A 20,875-nucleotide genomic window follows, 5' to 3' on the forward strand; every position below is an offset into this window, starting at 1 on the left:
GGGTTTCACGCTCGTGCCACCGCCCGTCCGAATCTCATGCGCAGACCGAGGAAGCCCGCCGCCGCGCAGAACCCGACGAGCCCGTTGAACGCCCAGAACACCTCGAACCGGCCGGCGTCCCGCGCCGCCTGGTAGGCGATGCCGCCGAGCGCGCCGCCGAGCAGGCCCCCGGCCGCCCAGCCGAGGGAGGCGAACCCGAACGTGCCGCCCGCCGCTCCGTCCGGCGTGATCTTCGCGGTGACGATGTCGAGGATCGGCACGACCATCAGCTCGGCCAGGCTGAACAGCACGACGAAGGCGAGCAGGGACCAGCCCGCCGGCACCGCCGCGAGCACGGCGAACGCGAGCCCGCCGACGGCGCAGCCGAGGCAGGTCGCCGACCATCCGTCGGTGCGCCGGGTCAGCATGCCGACCACGGCGTACTGGAGCGCGACCGCCAGGCCCGCGTTGACCGCGAACAGCAGGCCGACCCGTCCGCCGAGGTGGAACCGGTCGTCGGCGTAGAGCGGGAAGGTGAAGGTGAGCTGCGCGTACAGGAACCAGAAGCCGACGCTCGCCGCGGTCAGCCCGATGAGCGGGCGGTTGGTGAGCAGGACGGCGAACCGGGCGCGCAGCGGCGGCCGGTCCGGGGGCGCGGAGCCCCGGGGGCGGGGCGGCACCAGGCGGACCAGGGCCAGCCAGAACAGGGCGTGCACCGCCACGGCGCCGACCAGCGCCACGGTGAAGCGCGCCAGCAGCAGCCCGCCGACGAGCGGCCCGAGCGCCGCGCCCGCGTTGACCGCGACGCTGCGCAGGGTCAGCGCGGACGCCTGCGCGTCCCCGGCCTCCTCGGTCAGCAGCACCTTCCCGCCGAGCGACAGCGTCGCCCTGCCGATGCCCAGCGCGAACGCGCACGCCAGCTGGGCCCAGAAGACCGGCCGGGAGGCGAACCCGAGGTACCCGGCGGACGCGCAGACGATCCCCGCGCCGAGGATCGCCCGGGTGCCGAACCGGTCGGCCGCGAGGCCCACGAACACCTGCAGTCCCTGGTTGGAGACCGCCAGGACCGACAGCACGATGCCGATCCGGCCCGCGGGAGTGTGCAGCTCCTTCGACAGGTACAGCGCCAGCAGCGGGACGATCGCGAACGAGCAGATGCTCAGCGCGAAGATGCCGCCCGACAGGAACACCGCGGGCCGGGGCACCTTCTGCCGCACGCCGTTCACAGCTCGGGGCGCCTCGCGGTGAACACCTGGTAGTGCTCGCCCGGGATCGCCTCGGGCCGGACGTCGGTGAGGCTCGCGCCGGTGAGCATCTCGACCAGGGCCGCGTGGTCCATGTGGTGGGAGCGGCGTTCGAACTCGTACGCCGTGCCGTCGACCACGAGGGTGCTCCGCCAGGTCCGTGTCCGGCTCTCGATGTGGTTGACGGTGGTCTCGCTGAGCCGCACGACCCGTCCGCCGATCGACACCGGCGGGTGCTCGGTGCGCGCGGGCTCCCGCCGGGCCAGGTCGTCGGCGTGCATGATGTCGAGGTAGAGCCGCCCGCCGGGGCGCACCATCGCCGCGAACCGCCCGATCGCCTCACCCAGCGCGGCGGGGTCGGGCTCGGCGTCCTTGTCCCAGGTGCCCGCGTACAGGTACGAACCGCCGCCGCGGCACATGACGACGTCGAACGTCCGCCCGTAGAACTCGCCCAGGTCGTGCCACAGGACCTGGGCGGCGTCCAGAGCGGAGCCGGCTCGTGCGGCGTTGGCGCGGAAGTGCCCCAGCATGAGGTCGCTGCCGTCGGAGCAGGTCATGTCGTAGCCGCGGGCGGCGAGCTCGATGGCGGGGAATCCGGTGCCGCAGGCCAGGTCGAGGACGCTCAGCCCGTCCGGCGGGCCCAGCCAGGAGGCGATCCCGTCCACCACCGCGGCCCGGTCGGGCCACTCGAAATGGACGCACAGCTCCCACAGCGCGGCGATGTCCGGCCGCCCGCCGTCGAAGCAGGCGCGGACGCGTTCCGAATCGACGACCTCCATCACACGGCGTCCAGGTAGCCGTAGGCGGAGAGCATCTCGCCGTAGCGGTCGGTGAAGAGCTTCTCGTGCTCGGGCGTGAACGCGTCCCGCCACGATCCGATCTGTCCCTTGAAGAAGGAGAAGGCGTCGCGTTTGAACAGGTGCGGCGCGATGTTCTCGGGCTCGTCCTCCACGCCGAGGAACCGCAGCACCCGGCCGACAGCCTCCCGCTGCGCCTCCGCCGAACCGCCGCCCTGCGGGCCGACCAGCTCTTCGAACGAGACCTTGCAGACGTCGGGATGGTGGAGCAGCCAGAGCGCCTTCTCGTAGGCGTCATGGCCGGGGAACGACGGATCGGTCATCGCGTACATGAGGCGGTCGCCGAGTGTCGGAAGGGCCCGGAGGATCCTGTTGAAGACCTTGAACTCCGCGAAGTTGCCGTACCCGTTCTTCGTGCGTCCGGCGAGGAAGTTGACCGCCGAGAGCAGCACGTCGCGCGGATCGCGGTAGTTGAAGATGATGCGCGGGCTCCCGGTCTCCGACCATTCGCGCAGGAAATGGCCGTCGATCTTCGGGACGTCGAACTCGGTGAGGATCCAGGCCATGTTCGCCGGAGTCTCAGCGAAGTCGGAGCCGGCGGTGCGGCGGAGGGCCTGCTCGACCAGGGGGCCGTTGACGACCTCGCGGCCATAGCGGTTCTCCAGCGGCATCCCGAACTTCGCCTGCCACGACCACGCCAGCGCGCTCCAGGCCTCGTCCGACGCCTCGCGGAACGCCTGCCCGCCCGCAGACGCCAGCCTCTCGGCGTCCTCCGGCTCGTGGACGGCCCGGATCAGCCGCCGGCGGGTGTCGTCGTCCAGGACCGGCCGGATGTCCGGCGTGACCCGCGACTGGCCGTAGATGCCGTACCCGAGGGCGACCATCAGCTCCTGGATGAGATGTGTCCCGGACTTCATGATCGAGACGACGACCACGCGCTCGGCGCGATCCGTTTCGTCCCGGACGGTCTCCGACGTCACAGGCGGCATGCCCGGCCCCCTCGGCGATCACTGCTGGCTGGGCTCCGAGCCTTCAGCACAGGCCAGGACGGCACCAGGCAAGCCTCCGGCCACTGGCCGGACATTGGCCGGCGGGGCCTCGGCTCCGGCCGGACGGGCGGTCGGGCCCTGCGGCCGCGGTCAGGGCCCTCGGCGTTCGGCGTGGCGCCACCGCTGCGGGGTGACGCCGTAGCGGTTGCGGAAGCGGCGGACGAGGTAGGTGGCGTCGCCCAGCCCGGTCCGCGCGGCGACGGCGTCGAGCGGGAGGTCGGTGCGGCGCAGCAGCCGCCGGACCTCGATCATGCGCCGTTCGGTGATCCAGTCGAGCAGCGGGCGGCCGGTGCGCCTGCGCAGCACGGTGGTGAGGTATCCGGGGGTGTAGCCGAGGGCCCGGGCGATGTCGCCGGCGGAGACCGGTTCGCGGAACCTCGCCTCGATCTCGGTGAAGACCCGCTCGACGAGCGGGTCGGGGGAGCCGGGAGCGGCGGGTGCCAGCCGGGCGGCGGCGACCAGGATCCGGGTGAGCCCGGCGGCGATGGCCTCGCGGGCCCCGAGGCGCCCCGGGTCGGCCAGTTCCCCGGCGAGGTCGGCCAGCCACGCCGACCAGGCCGCGCGGTCGGCTTCGGGGACGCGGGCGTGCCCGGCGCCGGGAGCGAACAGGGCGAGGAGGGGGTGATGGGGCCAGGTCAGCGGGGAGACCGAGGCCAGGGCGGGGACGGCGTCCGCCGTGAACGCGACCGCCCAGGCGCTGCCGCGGGAGAGGTCGGCCACGGTCGTGATGCCGATGACCTGCCCGGGTGCCACGGCGTGGACCTGGCCGGCGCTCAGCGGCCGCTCGGCGCCGTCGACGGTGACCGAGCCCGCACCCTCCTCGACGTACACCAGGACGAGGAAGTCATGGGCGTGCCGGTGGCCGGGCGGCAGGTCGGCGTGGGCGGGTTCGGCGGTGAAGCGCATCACCGACACGGCAGGCAGTCCGGGACGCTGCCGGTAGCGGTACAACGGCGTCCCATCGCCTAAAGGATGTCCCATGGCGTCCACGTTATGTGCTGCTGGGCGACCGTGGAATGTCCAAGACTGGAGAGGTGATGACCACGGGTTCGCCGCGTGGCGGACCCGCCACCGGCAACGGCGAAAAGAGCACTCATGGGAGCTTCCACTCAGGTACGCATCCTGGACCAGCGCACCCCGCAGGAGCGGGACAGGACCTTCCTACCGGGCGCGGGCAAGACCTGGCTTCTGCCGTTCTATGACGCCTTCACCCGGCTGGGCGGCGTTCGCGCACTCCACGAGCGAGCGGTCGGGCTCGCCGGCATCGAGCCCGGCCAGGCGGTGGCCGACATCGGCTGCGGGACCGGCAACCTGTCGCTCGCCATCCTCGCCGCCCGGCCGGACGCGCGGGTCACCGGCCTGGACCCCGACCGGCAGGCCCTGCGCAGGGCGGCCCGGAAGGCGCGCCGCCGCGGCGTCCCCCTCACGCTGGTGCAGGGATACGCCGACCGATTTCCCGCGGAGGACGCGTCGCTCGACCACGTGGTCTCCTCGCTGGCCCTGCACCACCTCGATGACGACGACCGCAAGGCGTTCGCACGCGAATCGATGCGCACCCTCCGCCCGAGCGGCAAGGTCACCATCGTCGACTTCGGCGGCCCCGCGTCCGACTCCGGTCACGCCCCCCACGGCCACGGGCCGGTCCATGCCCTCCGGCACCTGCCCCGGCCCCTTCGCGCCAGGGTCGCGGACAGCCCGGCCGTGGCCCGCAACCAGGCCGACGGCATCGTCACGCTGCTCACCGAGGCCGGATTCGAGGACGCCCGGGAGGTCGCGCACGCCGACCACAGGTTCGGCCGGGTCACCTTCGTCCAGGGGACCCGTCCGCGCACAGAGAGTTGATCATGGCGGTCCTCCATGGCCCTGGCCGACGGCGGCCCGCTCCATCAGGGTGATCCCGGTGATGATGCCGCGGAAGGGGTCGGCAGCGCGGGTTCGGGCGCCGTCCACTTCGCAGGACAGGCACAGCGCCGCCAACCGGATCGCCGTGACCTTGCCGGCCGTGAGCGGTTCCCGCCCGTCGATCACCGGCATCGCGACCTCTTCGAGACGGACGGCGGCATGCCGCGCCCACGTGTCCGGTGCGGCGCCGTCGAAGGCCCGGCGCCCCTCACGGACGCTGTCGGCCAGGTCGCCGGCGGGCGCCGGGCCACCGCGGACGCGTGCGGCGTCCTGCAGAACGCCGGCGACCCGGCCGCGCCATGCGCGCTCCGGCTCGCGGCTGAACAGGTAGTGGCGGGTCTGGTAGTACAGACCGCGCTTGAAGACGCGGTCGAGGGCGCGGTCGAGGAGCAATGATCCGGTCCTGCCGCTGCCCAGGTCGCTGGGCAGTTCATGCAGGGCATCGCGGACGTGGCCCCTCTGGTCCTGCCACTCGTCGCCCAGCTCACCGGCACGCTTCTTGTCGATGGAGATGTCGGGATCGGTGGCCAGCTGGTATCTCGCGTACGCGTCGCCTTCACGCCGGACGGCCGAACTCAGCCGATCGGCGCCGGTGACCGCGGTGGTCAGATCATGGTCGGCATCATGCCCGGGGACGAGAACGCGGGTCGATTCCCGTGCGGTCCATCCCACTGTCCTGAGCGCTTCCGGGCAGTCGGAGGCCACATCCTTGGCCACCCAGAGAGAATGGTCGCCGCGACGGTGGCGGAGGTTCCAGATCGCGCGGACGAGCAGTATCCGCGCGAAGAGCGGCGACGCCCGGTCGACGTCGGCGGCGATGTGGTGCGCGAGTGTCCGGCGGCCCGGCCGTTCCATCATCGTCCCTCGCGAGAATCGGCCTCGCCCGCAGCGGATGGGTGCTGCGCACGGAGTCCGTCGACGAGTATCGACAGCAACCGGGAGCCCCGCGCGTCGAATTCGGCGTCGTCGAGCCGTGACAACCAGCTGATGAGCACGATGACGTCGCGTGCCTCGGCATCGGGGCGGACGCTGCCGGCCGAGCGGCCCGCGGCCAGCAGGAGCTCCACGGCCTCGCCGATCGGGCCGAGGCTGTGGGCGGCGAGGTCATGCCCGGTCGCCGCCTCGACGGCGGCGAAGACGTCGCGCTTCACGCGGGCGTAGGCTGCCACCCGGTCGAACCACGCCGCCAGGGCGTCGAGCGGCGGGTGGGTCGCCCGCAGTCGCGGGGCCGCGGCGACCAGCTCGTCCACCTCGCGGCGGTAGACCTCGGCGAGGAGGTCCTCACGCGCCGGGAAGTGCCGGTACAGCGTGCCCTGCCCGATGCCGCAGGCCTTCGCGACCGCGTTGAGCCTCAGCTCTCCCGGCTCGCGCACGAGCTCGCGCGCCGCTCGCAGGATCCGCTCGCGGTTGCGCTGCGCGTCCGCGCGCCGCGCCCCACCGCTCTTGACGGAAGCGGACACGTGTCCGCTACTGTCCTCGATATAACCGGACATGTGTCCACTCTAGTTGGGGGATCCCGTGACCATCCACGGCAAGGTCGTCGCCGTCACCGGCGCCAGCAGCGGAATCGGCGAGGCGACGGCCCGCCACCTGTCCTCACTCGGCGCGGCCGTCGTCCTCGGCGCCCGCCGCACCGACCGGCTGGACCGCCTGGCCGCCGAGATCGAGGCCGCCGGCGGCGAGACCGCTGCCCTGCGCGTGGACGTCACCCGGCCCGAAGACCTCCGGACTCTGGTGAACACCGCCCTCGAACGCTTCGGCCGCCTGGACGTCCTGGTGGGCAACGCCGGGGTCAGCCGGATCGGCCCGCTCGCCGACCTGGACGTCGAGGGCTGGTCGGCCATGGTCGATGTGAACCTCAAGGGGATCCTGCATGGGATCGCAGCCGCCCTGCCGGTGTTCCGCGAGCAGGGCAGCGGCCACCTCGTCACCGTCGTGTCGACGTCAGGCCTGAAGATCGTCCCCACACAGGCGGTGTACGCCGGGACGAAGAACGCGGTACGCACCCTCCTGGAGGGCCTGCGGCAGGAGAGCACCGACGGGGTTCTGCGGACGACGTCGATCTCCCCGGGCTACGTCCGCACCGAACTCGTCGACAACGCCGTCGACGACCCGGCCGTGCGCGAGCAGGCCAGGCAGAACATGGCCGCCCTGGGCATCGCCCCCGAGGCGGTGGCCCGCGCGATCGCCTTCGCGATCGACCAGCCCGAAGACGTCGAGATCGGAGACCTGACCATCCGCCCGACCCGCCAGAACTGACCGCTCCGGGCCCGAGTGGTGCCGGTCTGCGAAGCTGTTCAGTCCAGTTCGGGCCAGTGCTTTTGACGCGGCAGGCCATGGCTTCGACCGCGACGAGCAGGGCGGTGCGTACCTGCGTGTCGGATCCGGGCGGGTAGGCGACTCGGATCTGGTGCTCGTAGGCGGTTTTCGCGGAGGGCGCGGAGCCTCTCCTCGTACGGTGGCGCGCCTTCCGCTTCCGCTAGCTGGAGGTAGACGGACGTCCTTGCGGTACGGCGCGAACCAGCCTTCGAGTTCCGTCACATGCGCACAGTAGCCGGGGCCCACGGGAGTAGCGTTGCCGTGGTGTTCGAGGGCTTCGAGGAATTCGACATTTCCACGTCGCAGACGACCATCCATGGTGTTCGGGGTGGGGCGGGGCCACCGGTACTGCTGCTTCACGGAATCCCCGAGACGCACCTGATGTGGCACCGCATCGCGCCGGCGCTGGCCGAACGGTTCACCGTGGTCGCGACCGACCTGCGGGGGTACGGCGCGAGCGGCCGGCCGCCCAGCGCGCCGGACCACGGGCCCTACCGGATGCGGGCGCTCGCCGCCGACCAGGTCGAGGTCATGGCGGCGCTCGGATTCGACCGCTTCGCGGTGGTCGGCCACGACCGGGGCGCCCGATGCGCCTACCGGATGGCACTGGACCACCCGGCCGCGGTCGGCCACCTGGCGGTACTGGACGTCGTGCCCACCGGCGACGCCTACGCCCGCGCCGACGCCGACTTCAGCCTCGGGTACTGGGTCTGGTCGTTCCTGGCGGCGCCGAGCCCGGTGCCGGAGGAGCTGATCGCGGCGGCGCCGCGGGTGCTGGTGGACCACATGCTCGACACCTGGTCCCAGGTGCCCGGCGTGTTCCCCGACCGCGTGCGCGACGCCTACCGGGCGACGTTCGCCGATCCGGAGGCCGTCCACGCCATATGCGAGCAGTACCGCGCCGCCGCCACGCTGGACGTGGCCGACGACCGGGCCGACCGCGGGCGCCGGCGCATCGAGTGCCCGACGTTGGTGCTGTGGAGCGCCACCGGCCCGGTCGGGCAGTGGTACGAGCCGCTCGACGTCTGGAGGGTCTGGGCCGCCGACGTGCGTGGCGGCCCCGTCCAGGGCGGCCACTTCCTGCCGGAGGAGGCGCCCGAGGAAACGCTGGACCACCTGCTGGAACTGCTCACCTGAGAGCGCTCCACAAGGCGGGTTGAGGGGGTGGGGGTTTTCGGAGGTGCGCGGGGGATAGGAGCGGGATTAGTGATGTCGTGCCTTGGGGGAGGCCAAGATGAGCATGCCGCAGAAGATGATGCGCCGGCTGGAGAGGGCGGAGGCGCTCGACGGGGCCGCCAAGCCGGTCAGCAAGGCGGTGCAGCGGGCGGTACGGCCGCGCATCGTCCGCAACCTGCTCAGCGGGACCAACCTCGGGCACCCGCTGCACCCGACCCTCACCGATGTGCCGATCGGCGCGTGGAGCATGGCCGCGCTGCTGGACATCGCAGGGGGACGCAGATCCGAGCCGGCGGCCGACCTGCTGGTTCGGACCGGCGTGGTCGCCGCCCTGCCCACCGCGCTCACCGGGCTGAACGACTGGTCCGACACCATCGGGCCGGAACGGCGCGTGGGGCTGGTCCACGCCGCGTCGAACTCCGCGGCGCTGGGCCTGTACGTGGCATCGGCGGTCGCGCGTGCCCGCGGGAAGCGCCGGCAGGGCAAGGTGCTGGGGTTCGTGGGATTCGGCGTCCTGGCGGCGAGCGCCTACCTCGGCGGCTACCTGTCGTTCGTCAGGGGCGTCAACGTCAACCGCACCGCATGGCTGCACGGGCCTGAGGAGTGGACGCCGACGCTGGCGGAGGCCGAGCTGCCCGAGGGCGAGCACCAGACGGTGGACGTGGGCGGCGTGCAGGTGCTGCTCCACCGGAGGTCCGGGGAGGTGTACGCCCTGGCCGCGACCTGCAGCCACATGGGTGGCCCGCTGGACGAGGGCACGTTCGAGGAAGGCTGCGTGGTGTGTCCGTGGCACGGCAGCACGTTCCGGTTCTCCGACGGCGGCATCGTGCGCGGCCCGGCCAGCGCCCCGCAGCCCTGCTACGAGACGCGCGTCCAGGACGGCCGCATCGAGGTGCGCGTCCCGCCGAAGGGCGTCCCCGAGCGGGCGGTCGAGGAGCACCCCCACCGGAAGAGCCGTCGCACGCTCACGCGCATGTCGGCCTCCTGACCGGCTCGCCGCCGCCGACCGTCACCGCCGCCCGCGCCCGTCGCGCGCTGCGGTGACGGTCGCGGGCGGGACGTCTACGTTGCTGGGGTGACCATCCTTCCCGGCCGCCCGCACGCACGGCGATGGCTCGCCGCCACCGTCGCCCTCTATATCGTCACCCACCATCTCGGGTTCGCCCTCGCCCCGCTCGGCGACGTCGGCCACACCAGCTGGGCCGACTGGATCGACATCCTCACGCCGTATGCCGTCCTGCTCACCGCTGCGGCCGCGCTCCACGCGTCCCGAACGCGCCCCCGCGTCTGGGTCCTCTACCTCGTCGGCGCCATTACCTATACCGAGGGCCACGGGATCCATCTCGCCGCCAACTCGGTCTACAACTTCCAACCGGGGCCCACCGCTCACCTCTGGGACGAAACCGTCGGCCATTACCTCTGGTACGCCGGGACCACGCTCGTCTTCGCCGCTCTCGCCGTCGCGTTCGCCCGGACGCCCGCGCCGCGTACCTGGCTCCATCTCCCGCTCAGCCTCGGCGTCGCCATCACCTGGACCACCAACTCCATCGAAGGCACCACGGCCTTCATGGGCATCGCCGTGGCCGCCGCCTTCACCGTGTACGGCTGGCGAACCCGCTTCGGTCTCGGCCGGGTCCTGATCCCCGCCTTCGCGCCCGCCGTCGTCATGCTCGTCGCCTACGGCATCTGGTACCGGGGATTCCCTCAGCCCTCCAACATGGGCTGGATCTGACCCGGACGCCGGCGGACCGGAGCAGTGCTACCAGGTTTGTCCGCAGTGCTCCGGCCTGCAGGCCGGGGGTGAAGTGGACCGTCCTGCGGGGCAGGGCAGGGAAAGCCGGATCGCCCCCAGGGCGATCGGGCGTCTACCCGGCTCAGGCCGGGCGGTTCTGCTGCTCGATGTACTTGCGCAGGACGCTGAGCGGTGCGCCGCCCACGCTCCCGGCGAAGTAGGAGCCCGACCACAGCTTGTTCGCCCGCCAGTAGTGGCGGGCCAGCTCGGGGAACTCCTGCCGCATTCGGCGGGACGACACCCCTTTGAGGCTGTTGACCAGCTTGGACAGAGCGACCTTGGGCGGGAAGTGCACCAGCAGGTGCACATGGTCGGGCTCGCCGTTGAACTCGGCGAGTTCGACCTCGAAGTCACCGCACACCGCCCGCATGATCTCCTCCAGGCGTTTCAGGTGCGGGCCGGTGAAGACCTCATGCCGGAACTTGGTCACGAAAACCAAATGTGCGTGGAGTACGAAAACGCAGTGCCTACCGGTCCTGATGTCGCCATGATCAGCCATAGGCCAATAGTAGGATCGAGGGGTGCAGCTCAGGTACCAGTTCCGGCTCTACCCGACCCCCGGCCAGCAGCAGTCGCTGGCGCGGGCGTTCGGGTGCGCGCGGGTGGTGTTCAACGACGCCCTCCGCGCCCGGGAGCAGGCGCATGCGGCCGGGCTGCCCTACCTATCGGACGGGGACCTGTCCAAGCAGGTCATCACCGAGGCGAAGAAGATCAGCGGGCGGGCGTGGCTGGGCGAGGTCTCGGCCGTCGTGCTCCAGCAGGCCCTGGCCGATCTGAACACCGCGTACCGCAACTTCTTCGCGTCGGTCTCGGGGAAGCGGAAGGGCCGGAAGGTCTCCCTGCCCCGGTTCCGGTCCCGCAAGGACCGGCGGCAGGCGATCCGGTTCACCCGCAACGCCCGCTTCACGGTCACGGCGGGCGGGAAGCTGCGCCTGCCGAAGATCGGGGACGTGCGGGTGCGGTGGTCGCGGGACCTGCCGTCCGTCCCTTCGTCGGTCACGGTGGTCAAGGACGCGGCGGGCCGCTACTTCGCATCGTTTGTGGTCGACACGGCGGACGAGCCGTTGCCGGTGGTGGCGGCGGAGATCGGGATCGACCTGGGCCTGACGCACTTCGCGGTGACCTCGGACGGCCGGAAGATCACCAGCCCGAAGTTCCTGCGCCGGGCCGAACGCCGGTTGCGGAAGGCGCAGCAGGCGCTGTCCCGCAAGCAGAAGGGCTCAGCGAACCGCCGCAAGGCGGTCGCCCGCGTGGCACGGATGCATGCCCGCGTCGCCGATGCGCGGCGGGACCACCACCACAAGCTCTCCACACAACTGGTCCGCGACAACCAAGCGGTCTACGTGGAAGACCTGTGCGTGTCCGGTCTCGCCCGCACGAAGCTGGCCAAGTCGGTGCACGAGGCGGGCTGGTCCCAGTTCCTGGCGATGCTGGAGTACAAGGCCGAACGGTACGGGCGCACCTTCGCGAAGGTGGACCGCTGGTTCCCGTCCTCGAAGCTCTGCGGAGCATGCGGAACGGTCGCCGAAGCGATGCCGCTGGACGTCCGCGAGTGGGCGTGTGCGTGCGGCGCGGTCCACGACCGGGACGTCAACGCCGCGAAGAACATCCTGGCCGCCGGACGGGCGGACAGGCTAAACGCCTGCGGAGGGACCGTAAGCCCTACCGCCTAGCGGAAGGCAGGACCCGGTGAAACAGGAAGCCACAGACGTGCCGCACACGCGGCACGGGCTGAATCCCCGGCCTTCAGGCCGGGGAGCGCGTCAATCGCGCCGCTTCCCGGGGGCGGCGGAGTCGGCCTTGAGTTGGGCCGCGAGGGCGGCGGCCTGGGTGCGGCGGCTCATGCCGAGTTTGGCGAAGAGGCTGGAGATGTAGTTCTTGACCGTCTTCTCGGCGAGGAAGAGGCGTTCGCCGATCTGCCGGTTGGTCAGACCCTCGCCGATGAGTTCGAGGATGTGGCGTTCCTGGTCGGTGAGGCCCTGGAGAGGGTCCTTCTTCTCCTGGCGGCTGCGGAGGCGTTCGAGCATGCGGGCGGTGCTGCGGGGGTCGAGCAGGGACTGGCCGGTGGCGACGGTGCGGACGGCGCCGACCAGGTCCGAGCCGTGGATCTGCTTGAGGACGTAGCCGGCGGCCCCCGCCATCACGGCTTCGAACAGGGCGTCCTCGTCGTCGAACGAGGTCAGCATCAGGCAGGCCAGCTCGGGCAGCCGGGAGCGGATCTCGCGGCAGACGGCGACGCCGTCCCCGTCGGGGAGACGGACGTCCAGGACCGCCACGTCCGGCCTGGCGGCGGGGATGCGCGCCAGCGCGTCTGCGGCGGTGCCGGCCTCGCCGACGACCTCGATGCCGCCCTCGGCGGACAGCAGCGCGGCCACCCCCCGCCGGACCACCTCGTGGTCGTCGAGGAGGAACACCCGGATCGCCGTGGCGCCTTCTTCCTTACCGCTCGTCATCGCACGTCCTCTGTTCGCAGATGATGCCCTGGACGGTACCCGCGAAGCCCCGCCGCGTCCCGGGACCGGACGTCCGAAGATCGCGGGACCAACGTCCCGAAAGGGGCACGGCGCCCGGATCGCCAGGTCACGGGCCGATGTGGTGGTTGTCGAAGCGGGTCCACGCGGCGTCCCAGAGCCGGTAGCGGAGCCGGTCGCACCGCCGCCGGACCAGCAGGTAGACGCCCAGCGGCGGCAGGCCGGCCGCGAGCAGCGTTCCCGCGCCCGCCGTCACGGTGCGGGTGATCGTCCACCCGCGCCCCGGGGGAGGCGAGGTCGAGACGGCGCCTGGGCCGACCCAGACCGTGAGCCGGTCGCCCGCGGCGGGCGCGCCCCAGGCGGTGTAACCGCCGGTCCGCCGCGTCCCGTCCGGCTCGGTCCAGGCGACGGTCACCCGGTGCCGGTTCCGCAGCTCCTCGACCTTCACGACGGTCGCGCTGACCCGGTGCCGCGTGGCGGCCGCCTCCTTCTCGGTGCGCGTGCCCGACTCGTGGACGGCCTGGACGACGTGGGCACAGAGAGGCGGAGAGACGCCGAGGAAGAGCACGAGGAGGAAGAGGCCCACCTTCCACTGGAGGCGGTCCACGTGCCGGCGCAAGTCGTTGTCGTCGAAGCCGAACCTGCGGCGCCAGCGGTCCGCACGTGCGCGCATCGTGATCGGTTTCATGCGCCGTTCCTTCCATTGCCGCCGCAAACGACGCTAGAAGCCCCGGAATGGGGCGTTGCAGAGCCGAAAGTCCTTTCTCCTGGGCCGGAAGGCCCCCAGAAGGCGCCGTGACGGGGGGACCTCCGTCCCGATGATCGTGGACCGAACGGATCTGGGGCCGGGCCGCGCGGTGGCGTTGAGTAAGGGGTGAAGAGATCATCGATGCGATGGAAGGTGAGTGGCGATGGCACTCTCCGAGCACAAGACGCACGTGCGGAGGGGGACCCTGGTGCGGGTGGTGGTCCCCAGGCCGCTGACCGAGTCGCCCGCCGCTCGCTACGTGTGGGCGCTGGCCCGGCTGTCGCTCGGCTGGGTGTTCCTGTGGGCGTTCCTGGACAAGACGTTCGGGCTCGGCCACGAGACCCCCGCCGCCAGGGCGTGGATCGAGGGCGGCAGCCCCACCGAGGGGTTCCTGAAGAACTCGCCGGCGGGCCCGTTCGCCGGGTTCTACCACGACATCGCCGGGGCCGCCTGGGCGGACTGGCTGTTCATGATCGGTCTGGCCGGGATCGGCGCCGCGCTGATCCTGGGCATCGGGATGCGGATCGCGGCCGCGGCCGGTGCGGGGATGCTGGTGATGATGTGGACGGCGGTGCTGCCCCCGGAGAACAACGTGTTCATGGACGACCACCTGATCTACGCGATCGTCCTGGTCGGGCTGGCCCTGGTCAGCGCCGGTGACACGCTGGGCCTGGGCCGCTGGTGGAGCAACACCCGCCTGGCGAAGCGCCTCCCCGTCCTCAAGTAGCCGGCGAAGACCGCGGAGGACGCCCACCTCGGTGGGCGTCCTTGCCCGTGGTCACGGGGCCAGGTGATCAGGGGCGCGGCGGAGGTCCCGGCCATGAAGGCCCTTCGGCCCTGTGGACCGGCTCCGCCGGAGGGTGGGATGGAGAGGAATTCAGCGGATGAGAACGAAGGGGGTGAGGCAGGTGGGCATCGTGACCGGAGCGGATCTCGCCCGTGAACCGTTCCTGAGCGGTATGCGCGCGGCCGGCCTGGAGAGGCTCGCGAAGGCGGCCCGCTTCACCGAGATACCGGCGGGACGGCGGATCTTCCGCGAGTCCGAGCCCGCCGAGCGGTTCTGGCTCATCCAGGAGGGGACCGTGGCCGTCGACCTGCACATGCCCGGCCGCGGCCCCGTCATCGTGGAGACCTTCGGCCCGGGATCGGTGCTGGGCTGGTCCTGGCTGTTCGGGCCGCACCGGTGGCGGTTCGGAGGCGTCGCCGGCACGCCGGTCCGGGCGATCGAGTTCGACGGCCGCCTGGTCCGGACGCTCGGCGCGGTCGACCCGTCCATGGGCTACGAGCTGACCCGCCGCTTCGCCGGGCTCGTCGTGGACCGCCTCGAGGCCACCCAGGCGCGGCTGATGGAGCTCTCCGGGACGGCCCGGGGGAACGGAGCGCTCAGCGCGTGACGACCTGCTCGGCGATCCGCCGGCCGGTCACGAACTCGCACTGGACGAGGATGAAGGCGTCACGCTCCCCGGGGGCCCAGCTCTGCAGCGGAAGGGCCGCCAGCGCGGCGGTCTCCCGCGGGTCGGTGACGCGCCGGGCGCGGCCGACGACGACCACGGACCAGCCCGTCCGGGCCGCGACGTCGAACTCGTCGATCTCGAACGCGACGACGGTGTTCGCGGCGGCGGTGGCCAGCCTCGACGTCCGCGACGTCTTGATCACGATGTGGTCGCCGTCGAGGAGGAAGTTGACGGGCTGGACGGCGGGCAGCGCCTGGTGGGTGAAGACGATCCGGCCGATCCCGGCGCCTGCCAGAAGGGCGCGGCACTCGTCCTCGTCCAGCATCTCCAGGCCGCTCTGGTCGCGCTGCATGGCTCCAGGGTGGCGCGGGCACGGCGGGGACCGTTAGGGACCAAGGTCCCGGAAATCACGAGCCCCGACCTGCCCACTCGCCGGATGCTGCGCGATACTGGCGGTGTGGCTGAGGAGTCAGGTACCGGTCCGGACCGGGCGCGGCTGATCCTCCCGCAGCTGCAGCTGGACGATCTGCTGGCGGAGCTGCAGGCGCGCTTGGAGGCCGCCCGCTCGACGCGGGACCGCGTGCACGCGCTGCTGGAGGCCGTGGTCTCGATCGGCGGCGAGCTCGACCTGGAGTCGGTGCTCCGCCGCATCACCGAGGCCGCGACGACCTTGGTGGACGCCCGGTACGGCGCCCTCGGCGTGATCGGCGAGGAGGGGGAGCGGCTGGTCCAGTTCGTCACGGTCGGGGTGAGCGACGAGGAGATCGACGCCATCGGGCACTGGCCGCACGGCCACGGGATCCTGGGGCTGCTGATCCGCGAGCCGCACCCGATCCGCCTGCCGAACCTGGGCGAGCATCCCGCCTCCAGCGGCTTCCCGCCGCATCATCCGCCGATGCGCACGTTCCTCGGGGTCCCGATCCGGGTGCGCGACGAGGTGTTCGGCAATCTCTACCTGACCGAGAAGGTGGGCGGCGGCCGGTTCGAGGACGAGGACGAGGTCGTGGTGACGGCGCTGGCCACCGCCGCGGGCGTCGCGATCGAGAACGCCCGGCTGTACGAGGAGACGCGGCGGCGCGAGCGCTGGCTGGAGGCGTCGGGGGAGATCTCCACGGCGCTGCTGTCGGGCACCGACCCGCGCGAGGTGACCTCCCTGCTGGCACGGCGCGCCAGGGAGATCGCCGGTGCGGACCTCGCGACCGTGGCGCTGATCGGGGAGAGCGGCACGGACTTCACGGTCGAGGCCGCCGAAGGGGAGGGCGCCGAGCGGCTGCGAGGGCTGCGGGTGCCGCTGGACCACTCGGTGGCCGGGCCGGTCTTCGCCGGCGGGGCGGCGCTGCGGCTGGCCGACGGCGGCGAGGCGGCGCGCGAGGCGAACGTGCCGACGCAGGTGCCGATCGGTCCGCTGCTGATCGTCCCGCTGGGCCTCGGCTCGGCGGCGCGCGGCATCATCTCGGTGGCCAGCGTGCCGGGCGGGCCGGTGTTCTCGGACGGGACGCAGCGGCTCCTGGAGGCGTTCGCCGGGCAGGCGGCCGTCGCGCTGGAACTGGCCGACCGGCGCCGCGACACCGAGCGCCTCGCGCTGCTGGAGGACCGCGACCGCATCGCCAAGGACCTGCACGACACGGTGATCCAGCGGCTGTTCGCGACGGCGATGGGGCTGATGGCCGCGCTCAAGATCACGCAGAAGCGGGAGGTGGCGGTCCGGGTGCAGCGGGCGGTGGACGACCTGGACGACACCATGCGGCAGATCCGCTCGACGATCTTCGCGCTGCAGGGGCCGACCGACACCGAGTCGCTGCGCAGCCGGGTGCACGTCCTGGTCGACGCCGCGTCGGAGCATCTGGGGTTCGCGCCCTCGGTGCGGTTGGACGGCCTGCTGGACACGGCGGTGGACGACGACGTCGCCGAGCACCTGCTCGCCGTGGTGCGGGAGGCGCTGTCGAACGTGGCCCGGCACGCCAAGGCGACCGAGGCCGTGGTGAACATCGGCGTCGGGGACGACGTCACGGTCTGCGTCGAGGACAACGGCATCGGCATCCCCGAGGGAGGCCGCCGCAGCGGGCTCCGCAACCTCGGCGAGCGGGCCGGGAGGCTGGGCGGCACGTGCACCACCGAGCCGCGTCCGGGCGGCGGGACGGTGCTCACCTGGCGGGTCCCCCTCGGCTCAGGCGGGTAGGACGCTACGGGCGCCGTGCCCGCGGCGTCACAGGCTGAGCCCGTCGAGGCGGTCGAGAACCTGCCACAGGGCCGTGTTCTTCGACTCCTTCAGCCAGAGCAGATGCAGTTCCACCGGCTTGCCGGCCTGCCTGGCGAACGGGAGGTACGTCACGCCCTCGACGCCCAGGCGGGTGGCGGCCTCGGGCACGAACGCGAGCCCCCGGCCCGCGGCGACAAGCCAGACCATGGTGAGGACCTGGCTGACGCTGTGCACCACGTTCTCGCGCATGATCGGGACGAGGCTGACGATCAGATCGTAGAAATAGGCCGCCTTGTCCGGCGCGTGCATGATCAGCGGCTCGCCGGCCAGGTCGGCCGGGCGGACGGGGCGGCCGAGCCCGGCCAGCCGGTGGCCGGCCGGCGCGGCGATCATGAGCATCTCCCGGCTGAGCGGGCGCGAGTCGTAGACCTCCCGGTCGAACGGCGGCCTGGCGAGCCCGAGGTCGAGCTCGTGCCCGAGCAGCGCCTCGGTCTGCTCCCGGGTGACCATCTCGTACAGGTCGACGTCGATGTCGGGCAGCGTCTCGTCGATGCGGCGCAGGACGGCCGGCAGGGCCGCGAACGTCGACGCCGCCGTGAAACCGATCCGCACCGTGCCGGCCGACCCGGCCGAGATCCGGCGCGCCAGGTCGGGGGCGTGGTCGGCGAGCGCGAGCAGCCGCCTGGCCTCCGCCAGGAACGCCGCGCCCGCCGCGGTCAGCTCGACGCTGCGGTTGTCGCGCTCGAACAGCTGGACGCCGATCGTCCGCTCCAGCTTCTGGATCTGCCGGCTCAGCGGCGGCTGGGTCATGTTGAGCCGCTCGGCGGCACGGCCGAAGTGGAGCTCTTCGGCCACGGCGACGAAGCCACGGAGTTGCTCGAAGGAGAACATAATGCCGCGAAGGTATCACCCGCCTCGAACATGAGCCGGGTGTGCATCAGTCCTTCCGGTCAGGCCATCGCGATGGCGGCGATCCCGGCGAGCACGACCAGGGAGCCCGCGAGGCGCCGGACGGCGTTGGTCTCGCCCAGCACGCGCCACGCGGCCAGCCCGCCGAGCACGATGCTCAGCTCCCGTGCGGGCGCGACCAGGCTGACCGGCGCGATCTGGAGCGCGAAGAGCACGAGCAGGTAGGCCACCGGCGACAGCAGGCCGATGGTCAGCACCTGGCGGCGGTGGTCCCGCCACAGCCCGGCGGTCCGCGCCCTGTTGCGCAGCGCGTACGGCGCGAGGAGCAGGCTCTGCGCGAGCGCCCCGGAGCCGAAGTAGACCAGCGGCGGGACCGCCAGGGTCGTGACGGAGTGCGCGTCCCAGAGCGTGTAGCCCGCGATCATGAACCCGGTCAGCACGCCGTAGAAGACGCCCGCGCGGCGCCGGGCGGGTGAGGCGTCGTCCGCCGCGGGCGTGCCGGTGCTGACCACCAGCACACCGGCGATCACCAGCAGCGCGCCGACCAGGCCGGGCCGGCCGGGGTGCTCGCCGAGGAAAAGGACTGCGACCAGCACGGACAGCAGCGGCCCGGTGCCCCTGGCCAGGGGGTACACCACCGACAGGTCACCGGTGGCGTACCCGCGCTGCAGCACGACCCCGTACGCCACGTGCAGGGCCGAGGTGACCAGCGCGGCGAGCAGCCAGGTCCAGTGAGGACGCTGCGGCTCGGCCATCAGGAAGGCCACCGCCAGCGGCGCGAACACGAGGGCCGAGACGGTGTAGTAGAGGAAGACGAACTCCGCTCCGCCGCGCCCGACCCGCTTCGCGGAGAAGTTCCAGACCGCGTGCACCACGGCCGCGACGAGGACGAGCGAGAGGGCCGAGCCGTTCACCGGGAAGCCTCCCCCTGGACCGCACGCGGGATCCGTCCGCCCCCATGATCGCGCAGTGCCGGCCGGCCCGATCCGCCGCCGCCCTACTTGAACGCGCCCGCCGTGAGCCCGGTGACGATGCGCCGCTGGAACACCAGGACGGCGGCGATGAGGGGGAGGGCCACCACGGCTCCGGCCGCCATGGTGGCGGTGTACGGGATCTGGTGCGGCTGGGAACCGGCGAAGTTCGCGATCGCCACCGTCACCGGCGCGACGTCGGGGTTGCCGTTGGACAGCAGGCTGGACAGCAGGTACTCGTCCCAGGCGGCGAAGAAGACGATGATCGCGGTGGTGAACAGGCCGGGCGCCGCGAGCGGGAGCAGGACCTTGCGGAACGCCTGCGCCGGGGTGGCGCCGTCCGCCAGCGCCGCCTTCTCCAGCTCCCAGGGCATGGCGGCGAAGAAGCTCGTGAGGATCCAGATGGCCAGCGGCAGGGCGAAGGAGATGTTGGGGACGATGAGCGCCTGGTAGGTCCCGAGCCATCGGATCTCGGTGAACATCCGGAACAGCGGCGTCAGGATGGCGACGCCGGGGAACATCGACGCGCACAGCACGGCCGCCAGGACCTTCGGCTTGCCGCGCATCGGCAGCCGGACCAGCGCGTACGCCGCCGGGCCGCCGATGAGGAGCGCGAGCGCGGTCGTCGCGCAGGCGATGACCACGCTGTTGAGCAGTGCCCGCCCGAAATGGTCGCCGCCGCTCGTGTCGAACGCCGCGCGGAAGTTGTCCAGCGTCGGATGCGCCGGCCAGGGCGTGGCGTCGAAGGTGTGGCCGACGTCGCGGAACGCGGTGACCACCATCCAGTAGAAGGGGCCGAGGCACCAGAGCACGATGACGGCCGCGCCGGCGTACGGCCACAGCCGCCGCCATGTCCGCCGGCGGAGTGTCTTGCGGGTGGCGTGCGAGTATCCGACGGTCGTCATCACTAGGACATCCCATGCTGTTCGGACTGGACGAGGTTGACCCGGAACGCCCGGACGAGCGCCAGCGCGACACCGAAGATGAGCACGAAGGTCAGCGTCGAGATCGCCGAAGCTCCGCCGTACCCCTGCTGGATCTGCCGGACGGTCAGGATCGACAGCGTCGTGGTCGCGTGCCCGTCACCGCCGCCGCCGTGGGTGAGGATCGCCGGCAGGTCGTAGATGCGCAGCACGTCCAGGGCGCGGAAGACGACGGCGACCAGCAGCGCCGGCCGCACCAGCGGCAGGGTGATCCGGACGAAGCACTGGAACGGGGAGGCGCCGTCGATGCGGGCGGCCTCGTAGAGCCCGCCGGGGATGCCCGACATGCCGGCGAGGAGCAGCAGCGCCACGAACGGCGTCGTCTTCCACACGTCGCTGATGATCACGGCGGTCCGCGCGGACCACGCCCCGTCGGTCCACAGGACGTGGGTGCCGAGGGCGCGGTTGACGATGCCGTCGTAGGCGAACATGAAGAACCAGAGCTTCGCGGTGACGGCCGTCGGGATCGCCCAGGGCACCAGCACGACGGCGCGCAGGAAGCCGCGTCCGGCGAACGCCTGGTTCATGACGATGGCCATGAGCAGGCCGATGACGACCTCAAGGGACACCGTCACCACCGTGAAGAACAGGGTGACGAGGACCGAGGTCCAGAACTGGTCACCGAGCGTGCCGGGAGGGCAGGACGTGTCGCCGCAGCGCTGTGCCAGCCAGTGCAGGTAGTTGGAGAACCCGGCGAACTCCCCGCCGGTGGTGAAGAAGCCGTTCTGGAGGGTCGGGTCGGCGCGGAACGAGGTCATCAGCGCGCTGACGACCGGGTAGCCGATGACGGCGGCGAGCAGGATGAGCGCCGGTGAGACCAGGACCGCGCCGAGCCGGCTGCGGCCCTGCCCGGTCGTCGCGGACGGCTGGGTCATGGGTCG

Annotated in this window: 23 protein-coding genes; 9 read left to right on the forward strand and 14 right to left on the reverse strand. The window is 72.0% G+C overall.

All coding sequences use genetic code 11. The features are described 5' to 3' along the window. Positions 1 to 5 precede the first annotated feature (5 nt). The 4 genes from ABGB11_RS35700 to ABGB11_RS35715 form a co-directional block, all read right to left on the reverse strand. Positions 6 to 1,205 (reverse strand): MFS transporter, encoded by a 1,200-nt coding sequence (locus ABGB11_RS35700; protein ID WP_347639904.1) that lies wholly within the window; start codon positions 1,203 to 1,205, stop codon positions 6 to 8. Continuing rightward, positions 1,202 to 2,002 carry a class I SAM-dependent methyltransferase gene (locus ABGB11_RS35705; RefSeq protein ID WP_347639905.1) on the reverse strand — a complete coding sequence of 267 codons (801 nt, stop codon included), beginning with the start codon at positions 2,000 to 2,002 and terminating at the stop codon, positions 1,202 to 1,204. Before ABGB11_RS35705 ends, ABGB11_RS35700 begins: the two co-directional genes overlap by 4 nt. Next, positions 2,002 to 3,009 (reverse strand): hypothetical protein, encoded by a 1,008-nt coding sequence (locus tag ABGB11_RS35710; protein ID WP_347639906.1) that lies wholly within the window; start codon positions 3,007 to 3,009, stop codon positions 2,002 to 2,004. Before ABGB11_RS35710 ends, ABGB11_RS35705 begins: the two co-directional genes overlap by 1 nt. Before the next feature lie 150 nt (positions 3,010 to 3,159). Further along, entirely contained in the window at positions 3,160 to 4,050 is an 891-nt protein-coding gene (locus ABGB11_RS35715) for an AraC family transcriptional regulator (RefSeq protein WP_347639907.1), read from the reverse strand. 114 nt (positions 4,051 to 4,164) lie between these two features. Between ABGB11_RS35715 and ABGB11_RS35720 the strand changes: the two genes are divergently transcribed. Continuing rightward, positions 4,165 to 4,911, forward strand: coding sequence for a class I SAM-dependent methyltransferase (locus tag ABGB11_RS35720; RefSeq protein ID WP_347639908.1), 747 nt, complete (start codon positions 4,165 to 4,167; stop codon positions 4,909 to 4,911). On the opposite strand, the gene ABGB11_RS35725 is transcribed toward ABGB11_RS35720, so the two are convergent. Both ABGB11_RS35725 and ABGB11_RS35730 read right to left on the reverse strand, forming a co-directional pair. Further along, on the reverse strand, positions 4,912 to 5,829 hold the full coding sequence (locus ABGB11_RS35725; RefSeq protein ID WP_347639909.1) for a hypothetical protein: 918 nt from the start codon (positions 5,827 to 5,829) through the stop codon (positions 4,912 to 4,914). Continuing rightward, entirely contained in the window at positions 5,826 to 6,431 is a 606-nt protein-coding gene (locus ABGB11_RS35730) for a TetR/AcrR family transcriptional regulator (RefSeq protein ID WP_347639910.1), read from the reverse strand. The genes ABGB11_RS35725 and ABGB11_RS35730 overlap by 4 nt, the downstream gene beginning before the upstream one ends. A gap of 58 nt (positions 6,432 to 6,489) precedes the next feature. On the opposite strand from ABGB11_RS35730, the gene ABGB11_RS35735 reads away from it, so the two are divergent. The 4 genes from ABGB11_RS35735 (at position 6,490) to ABGB11_RS35750 (ending at position 10,198) form a co-directional block, all read left to right on the forward strand. Beyond that, the gene (locus ABGB11_RS35735; RefSeq protein ID WP_347639911.1) at positions 6,490 to 7,230 is read left to right on the forward strand and encodes an SDR family oxidoreductase; all 741 of its coding nucleotides are present in this window, start codon (positions 6,490 to 6,492) and stop codon (positions 7,228 to 7,230) included. Between the two features lie 282 nt (positions 7,231 to 7,512). Next, complete coding sequence (locus ABGB11_RS35740) at positions 7,513 to 8,427, forward strand: alpha/beta hydrolase (RefSeq protein WP_347639912.1); 915 nt, start codon at positions 7,513 to 7,515, stop codon at positions 8,425 to 8,427. A 97-nt stretch (positions 8,428 to 8,524) separates the two neighbouring features. Further along, on the forward strand, positions 8,525 to 9,454 hold the full coding sequence (locus ABGB11_RS35745) for a Rieske 2Fe-2S domain-containing protein (protein ID WP_347639913.1): 930 nt from the start codon (positions 8,525 to 8,527) through the stop codon (positions 9,452 to 9,454). 87 nt (positions 9,455 to 9,541) lie between these two features. Beyond that, positions 9,542 to 10,198, forward strand: a complete 657-nt coding sequence (locus ABGB11_RS35750) for a hypothetical protein (RefSeq protein ID WP_347639914.1) — start codon at positions 9,542 to 9,544, stop codon at positions 10,196 to 10,198. Between the two features lie 142 nt (positions 10,199 to 10,340). On the opposite strand, the gene tnpA is transcribed toward ABGB11_RS35750, so the two are convergent. Further along, positions 10,341 to 10,757 carry an IS200/IS605 family transposase gene (tnpA, locus tag ABGB11_RS35755; RefSeq protein WP_347639915.1) on the reverse strand — a complete coding sequence of 139 codons (417 nt, stop codon included), beginning with the start codon at positions 10,755 to 10,757 and terminating at the stop codon, positions 10,341 to 10,343. 22 nt (positions 10,758 to 10,779) lie between these two features. Here tnpA and ABGB11_RS35760 point away from each other — a divergent pair, with 22 nt between their 5' ends. Beyond that, on the forward strand, positions 10,780 to 11,931 hold the full coding sequence (locus ABGB11_RS35760; protein WP_347639916.1) for a transposase: 1,152 nt from the start codon (positions 10,780 to 10,782) through the stop codon (positions 11,929 to 11,931). 90 nt (positions 11,932 to 12,021) lie between these two features. Here ABGB11_RS35760 and ABGB11_RS35765 read toward each other — a convergent pair whose 3' ends face one another. Together ABGB11_RS35765 and ABGB11_RS35770 are read right to left on the reverse strand one after the other, a co-directional pair. Further along, complete coding sequence (locus ABGB11_RS35765) at positions 12,022 to 12,711, reverse strand: response regulator transcription factor (RefSeq protein ID WP_347639917.1); 690 nt, start codon at positions 12,709 to 12,711, stop codon at positions 12,022 to 12,024. Positions 12,712 to 12,838: 127 nt separating this feature from the next. Further along, positions 12,839 to 13,417 (reverse strand): hypothetical protein, encoded by a 579-nt coding sequence (locus ABGB11_RS35770; RefSeq protein ID WP_347639918.1) that lies wholly within the window; start codon positions 13,415 to 13,417, stop codon positions 12,839 to 12,841. 223 nt (positions 13,418 to 13,640) lie between these two features. On the opposite strand from ABGB11_RS35770, the gene ABGB11_RS35775 reads away from it, so the two are divergent. Together ABGB11_RS35775 and ABGB11_RS35780 are read left to right on the forward strand one after the other, a co-directional pair. Further along, complete coding sequence (locus ABGB11_RS35775; RefSeq protein WP_347639919.1) at positions 13,641 to 14,204, forward strand: hypothetical protein; 564 nt, start codon at positions 13,641 to 13,643, stop codon at positions 14,202 to 14,204. Positions 14,205 to 14,394: 190 nt separating this feature from the next. Continuing rightward, positions 14,395 to 14,871, forward strand: a complete 477-nt coding sequence (locus ABGB11_RS35780; RefSeq protein ID WP_347639920.1) for a Crp/Fnr family transcriptional regulator — start codon at positions 14,395 to 14,397, stop codon at positions 14,869 to 14,871. On the opposite strand, the gene ABGB11_RS35785 is transcribed toward ABGB11_RS35780, so the two are convergent. Beyond that, positions 14,861 to 15,283, reverse strand: a complete 423-nt coding sequence (locus ABGB11_RS35785) for a pyridoxamine 5'-phosphate oxidase family protein (protein WP_347639921.1) — start codon at positions 15,281 to 15,283, stop codon at positions 14,861 to 14,863. The genes ABGB11_RS35780 and ABGB11_RS35785 overlap by 11 nt on opposite strands. Before the next feature lie 105 nt (positions 15,284 to 15,388). Here ABGB11_RS35785 and ABGB11_RS35790 point away from each other — a divergent pair, with 105 nt between their 5' ends. After that, positions 15,389 to 17,110, forward strand: a complete 1,722-nt coding sequence (locus ABGB11_RS35790; protein WP_347639922.1) for a GAF domain-containing sensor histidine kinase — start codon at positions 15,389 to 15,391, stop codon at positions 17,108 to 17,110. Between the two features lie 27 nt (positions 17,111 to 17,137). Here the strand turns inward: ABGB11_RS35790 and ABGB11_RS35795 are convergent, their stop codons facing one another. From ABGB11_RS35795 to ABGB11_RS35810, 4 genes are all read right to left on the reverse strand, one after another. After that, a complete protein-coding gene (locus tag ABGB11_RS35795; RefSeq protein WP_347639923.1) occupies positions 17,138 to 18,022 on the reverse strand; it encodes a LysR family transcriptional regulator in 885 nt (294 codons plus the stop codon). A 59-nt stretch (positions 18,023 to 18,081) separates the two neighbouring features. After that, a complete protein-coding gene (locus ABGB11_RS35800) occupies positions 18,082 to 18,954 on the reverse strand; it encodes a DMT family transporter (protein WP_347639924.1) in 873 nt (290 codons plus the stop codon). 83 nt (positions 18,955 to 19,037) lie between these two features. After that, on the reverse strand, positions 19,038 to 19,916 hold the full coding sequence (locus ABGB11_RS35805) for a carbohydrate ABC transporter permease (protein WP_347639925.1): 879 nt from the start codon (positions 19,914 to 19,916) through the stop codon (positions 19,038 to 19,040). A gap of 2 nt (positions 19,917 to 19,918) precedes the next feature. After that, positions 19,919 to 20,869 carry a sugar ABC transporter permease gene (locus tag ABGB11_RS35810; RefSeq protein ID WP_347639926.1) on the reverse strand — a complete coding sequence of 317 codons (951 nt, stop codon included), beginning with the start codon at positions 20,867 to 20,869 and terminating at the stop codon, positions 19,919 to 19,921. Positions 20,870 to 20,875 lie beyond the last annotated feature (6 nt).

This window comes from Actinomadura sp. B10D3, assembly GCF_039871695.1.
GTDB classification, from domain to species: Bacteria; Actinomycetota; Actinomycetes; order Streptosporangiales; family Streptosporangiaceae; genus Spirillospora; species Spirillospora madurae.

Excerpts from the sequence above, each read along its gene's own strand:
- ABGB11_RS35705 (WP_347639905.1), bottom strand. The coding sequence starts at position 2,002 with ATGGAGGTCGTCGATTCGGAACGCGTCCGCGCCTGCTTCGACGGCGGG.
- ABGB11_RS35710 (WP_347639906.1), bottom strand. The coding sequence starts at position 3,009 with ATGCCGCCTGTGACGTCGGAGACCGTCCGGGACGAAACGGATCGCGCC.
- ABGB11_RS35715 (WP_347639907.1), bottom strand. The coding sequence starts at position 4,050 with ATGGGACATCCTTTAGGCGATGGGACGCCGTTGTACCGCTACCGGCAG.
- ABGB11_RS35720 (WP_347639908.1), top strand. The coding sequence starts at position 4,165 with ATGGGAGCTTCCACTCAGGTACGCATCCTGGACCAGCGCACCCCGCAG.
- ABGB11_RS35725 (WP_347639909.1), bottom strand. The coding sequence starts at position 5,829 with ATGATGGAACGGCCGGGCCGCCGGACACTCGCGCACCACATCGCCGCC.
- ABGB11_RS35740 (WP_347639912.1), top strand. The coding sequence starts at position 7,513 with ATGCGCACAGTAGCCGGGGCCCACGGGAGTAGCGTTGCCGTGGTGTTC.
- ABGB11_RS35745 (WP_347639913.1), top strand. The coding sequence starts at position 8,525 with ATGAGCATGCCGCAGAAGATGATGCGCCGGCTGGAGAGGGCGGAGGCG.
- tnpA (WP_347639915.1), bottom strand. The coding sequence starts at position 10,757 with ATGGCTGATCATGGCGACATCAGGACCGGTAGGCACTGCGTTTTCGTA.
- ABGB11_RS35765 (WP_347639917.1), bottom strand. The coding sequence starts at position 12,711 with ATGACGAGCGGTAAGGAAGAAGGCGCCACGGCGATCCGGGTGTTCCTC.
- ABGB11_RS35770 (WP_347639918.1), bottom strand. The coding sequence starts at position 13,417 with ATGAAACCGATCACGATGCGCGCACGTGCGGACCGCTGGCGCCGCAGG.
- ABGB11_RS35775 (WP_347639919.1), top strand. The coding sequence starts at position 13,641 with ATGGCACTCTCCGAGCACAAGACGCACGTGCGGAGGGGGACCCTGGTG.
- ABGB11_RS35785 (WP_347639921.1), bottom strand. The coding sequence starts at position 15,283 with ATGCAGCGCGACCAGAGCGGCCTGGAGATGCTGGACGAGGACGAGTGC.
- ABGB11_RS35795 (WP_347639923.1), bottom strand. The coding sequence starts at position 18,022 with ATGTTCTCCTTCGAGCAACTCCGTGGCTTCGTCGCCGTGGCCGAAGAG.
- ABGB11_RS35805 (WP_347639925.1), bottom strand. The coding sequence starts at position 19,916 with ATGACGACCGTCGGATACTCGCACGCCACCCGCAAGACACTCCGCCGG.
- ABGB11_RS35810 (WP_347639926.1), bottom strand. The coding sequence starts at position 20,869 with ATGACCCAGCCGTCCGCGACGACCGGGCAGGGCCGCAGCCGGCTCGGC.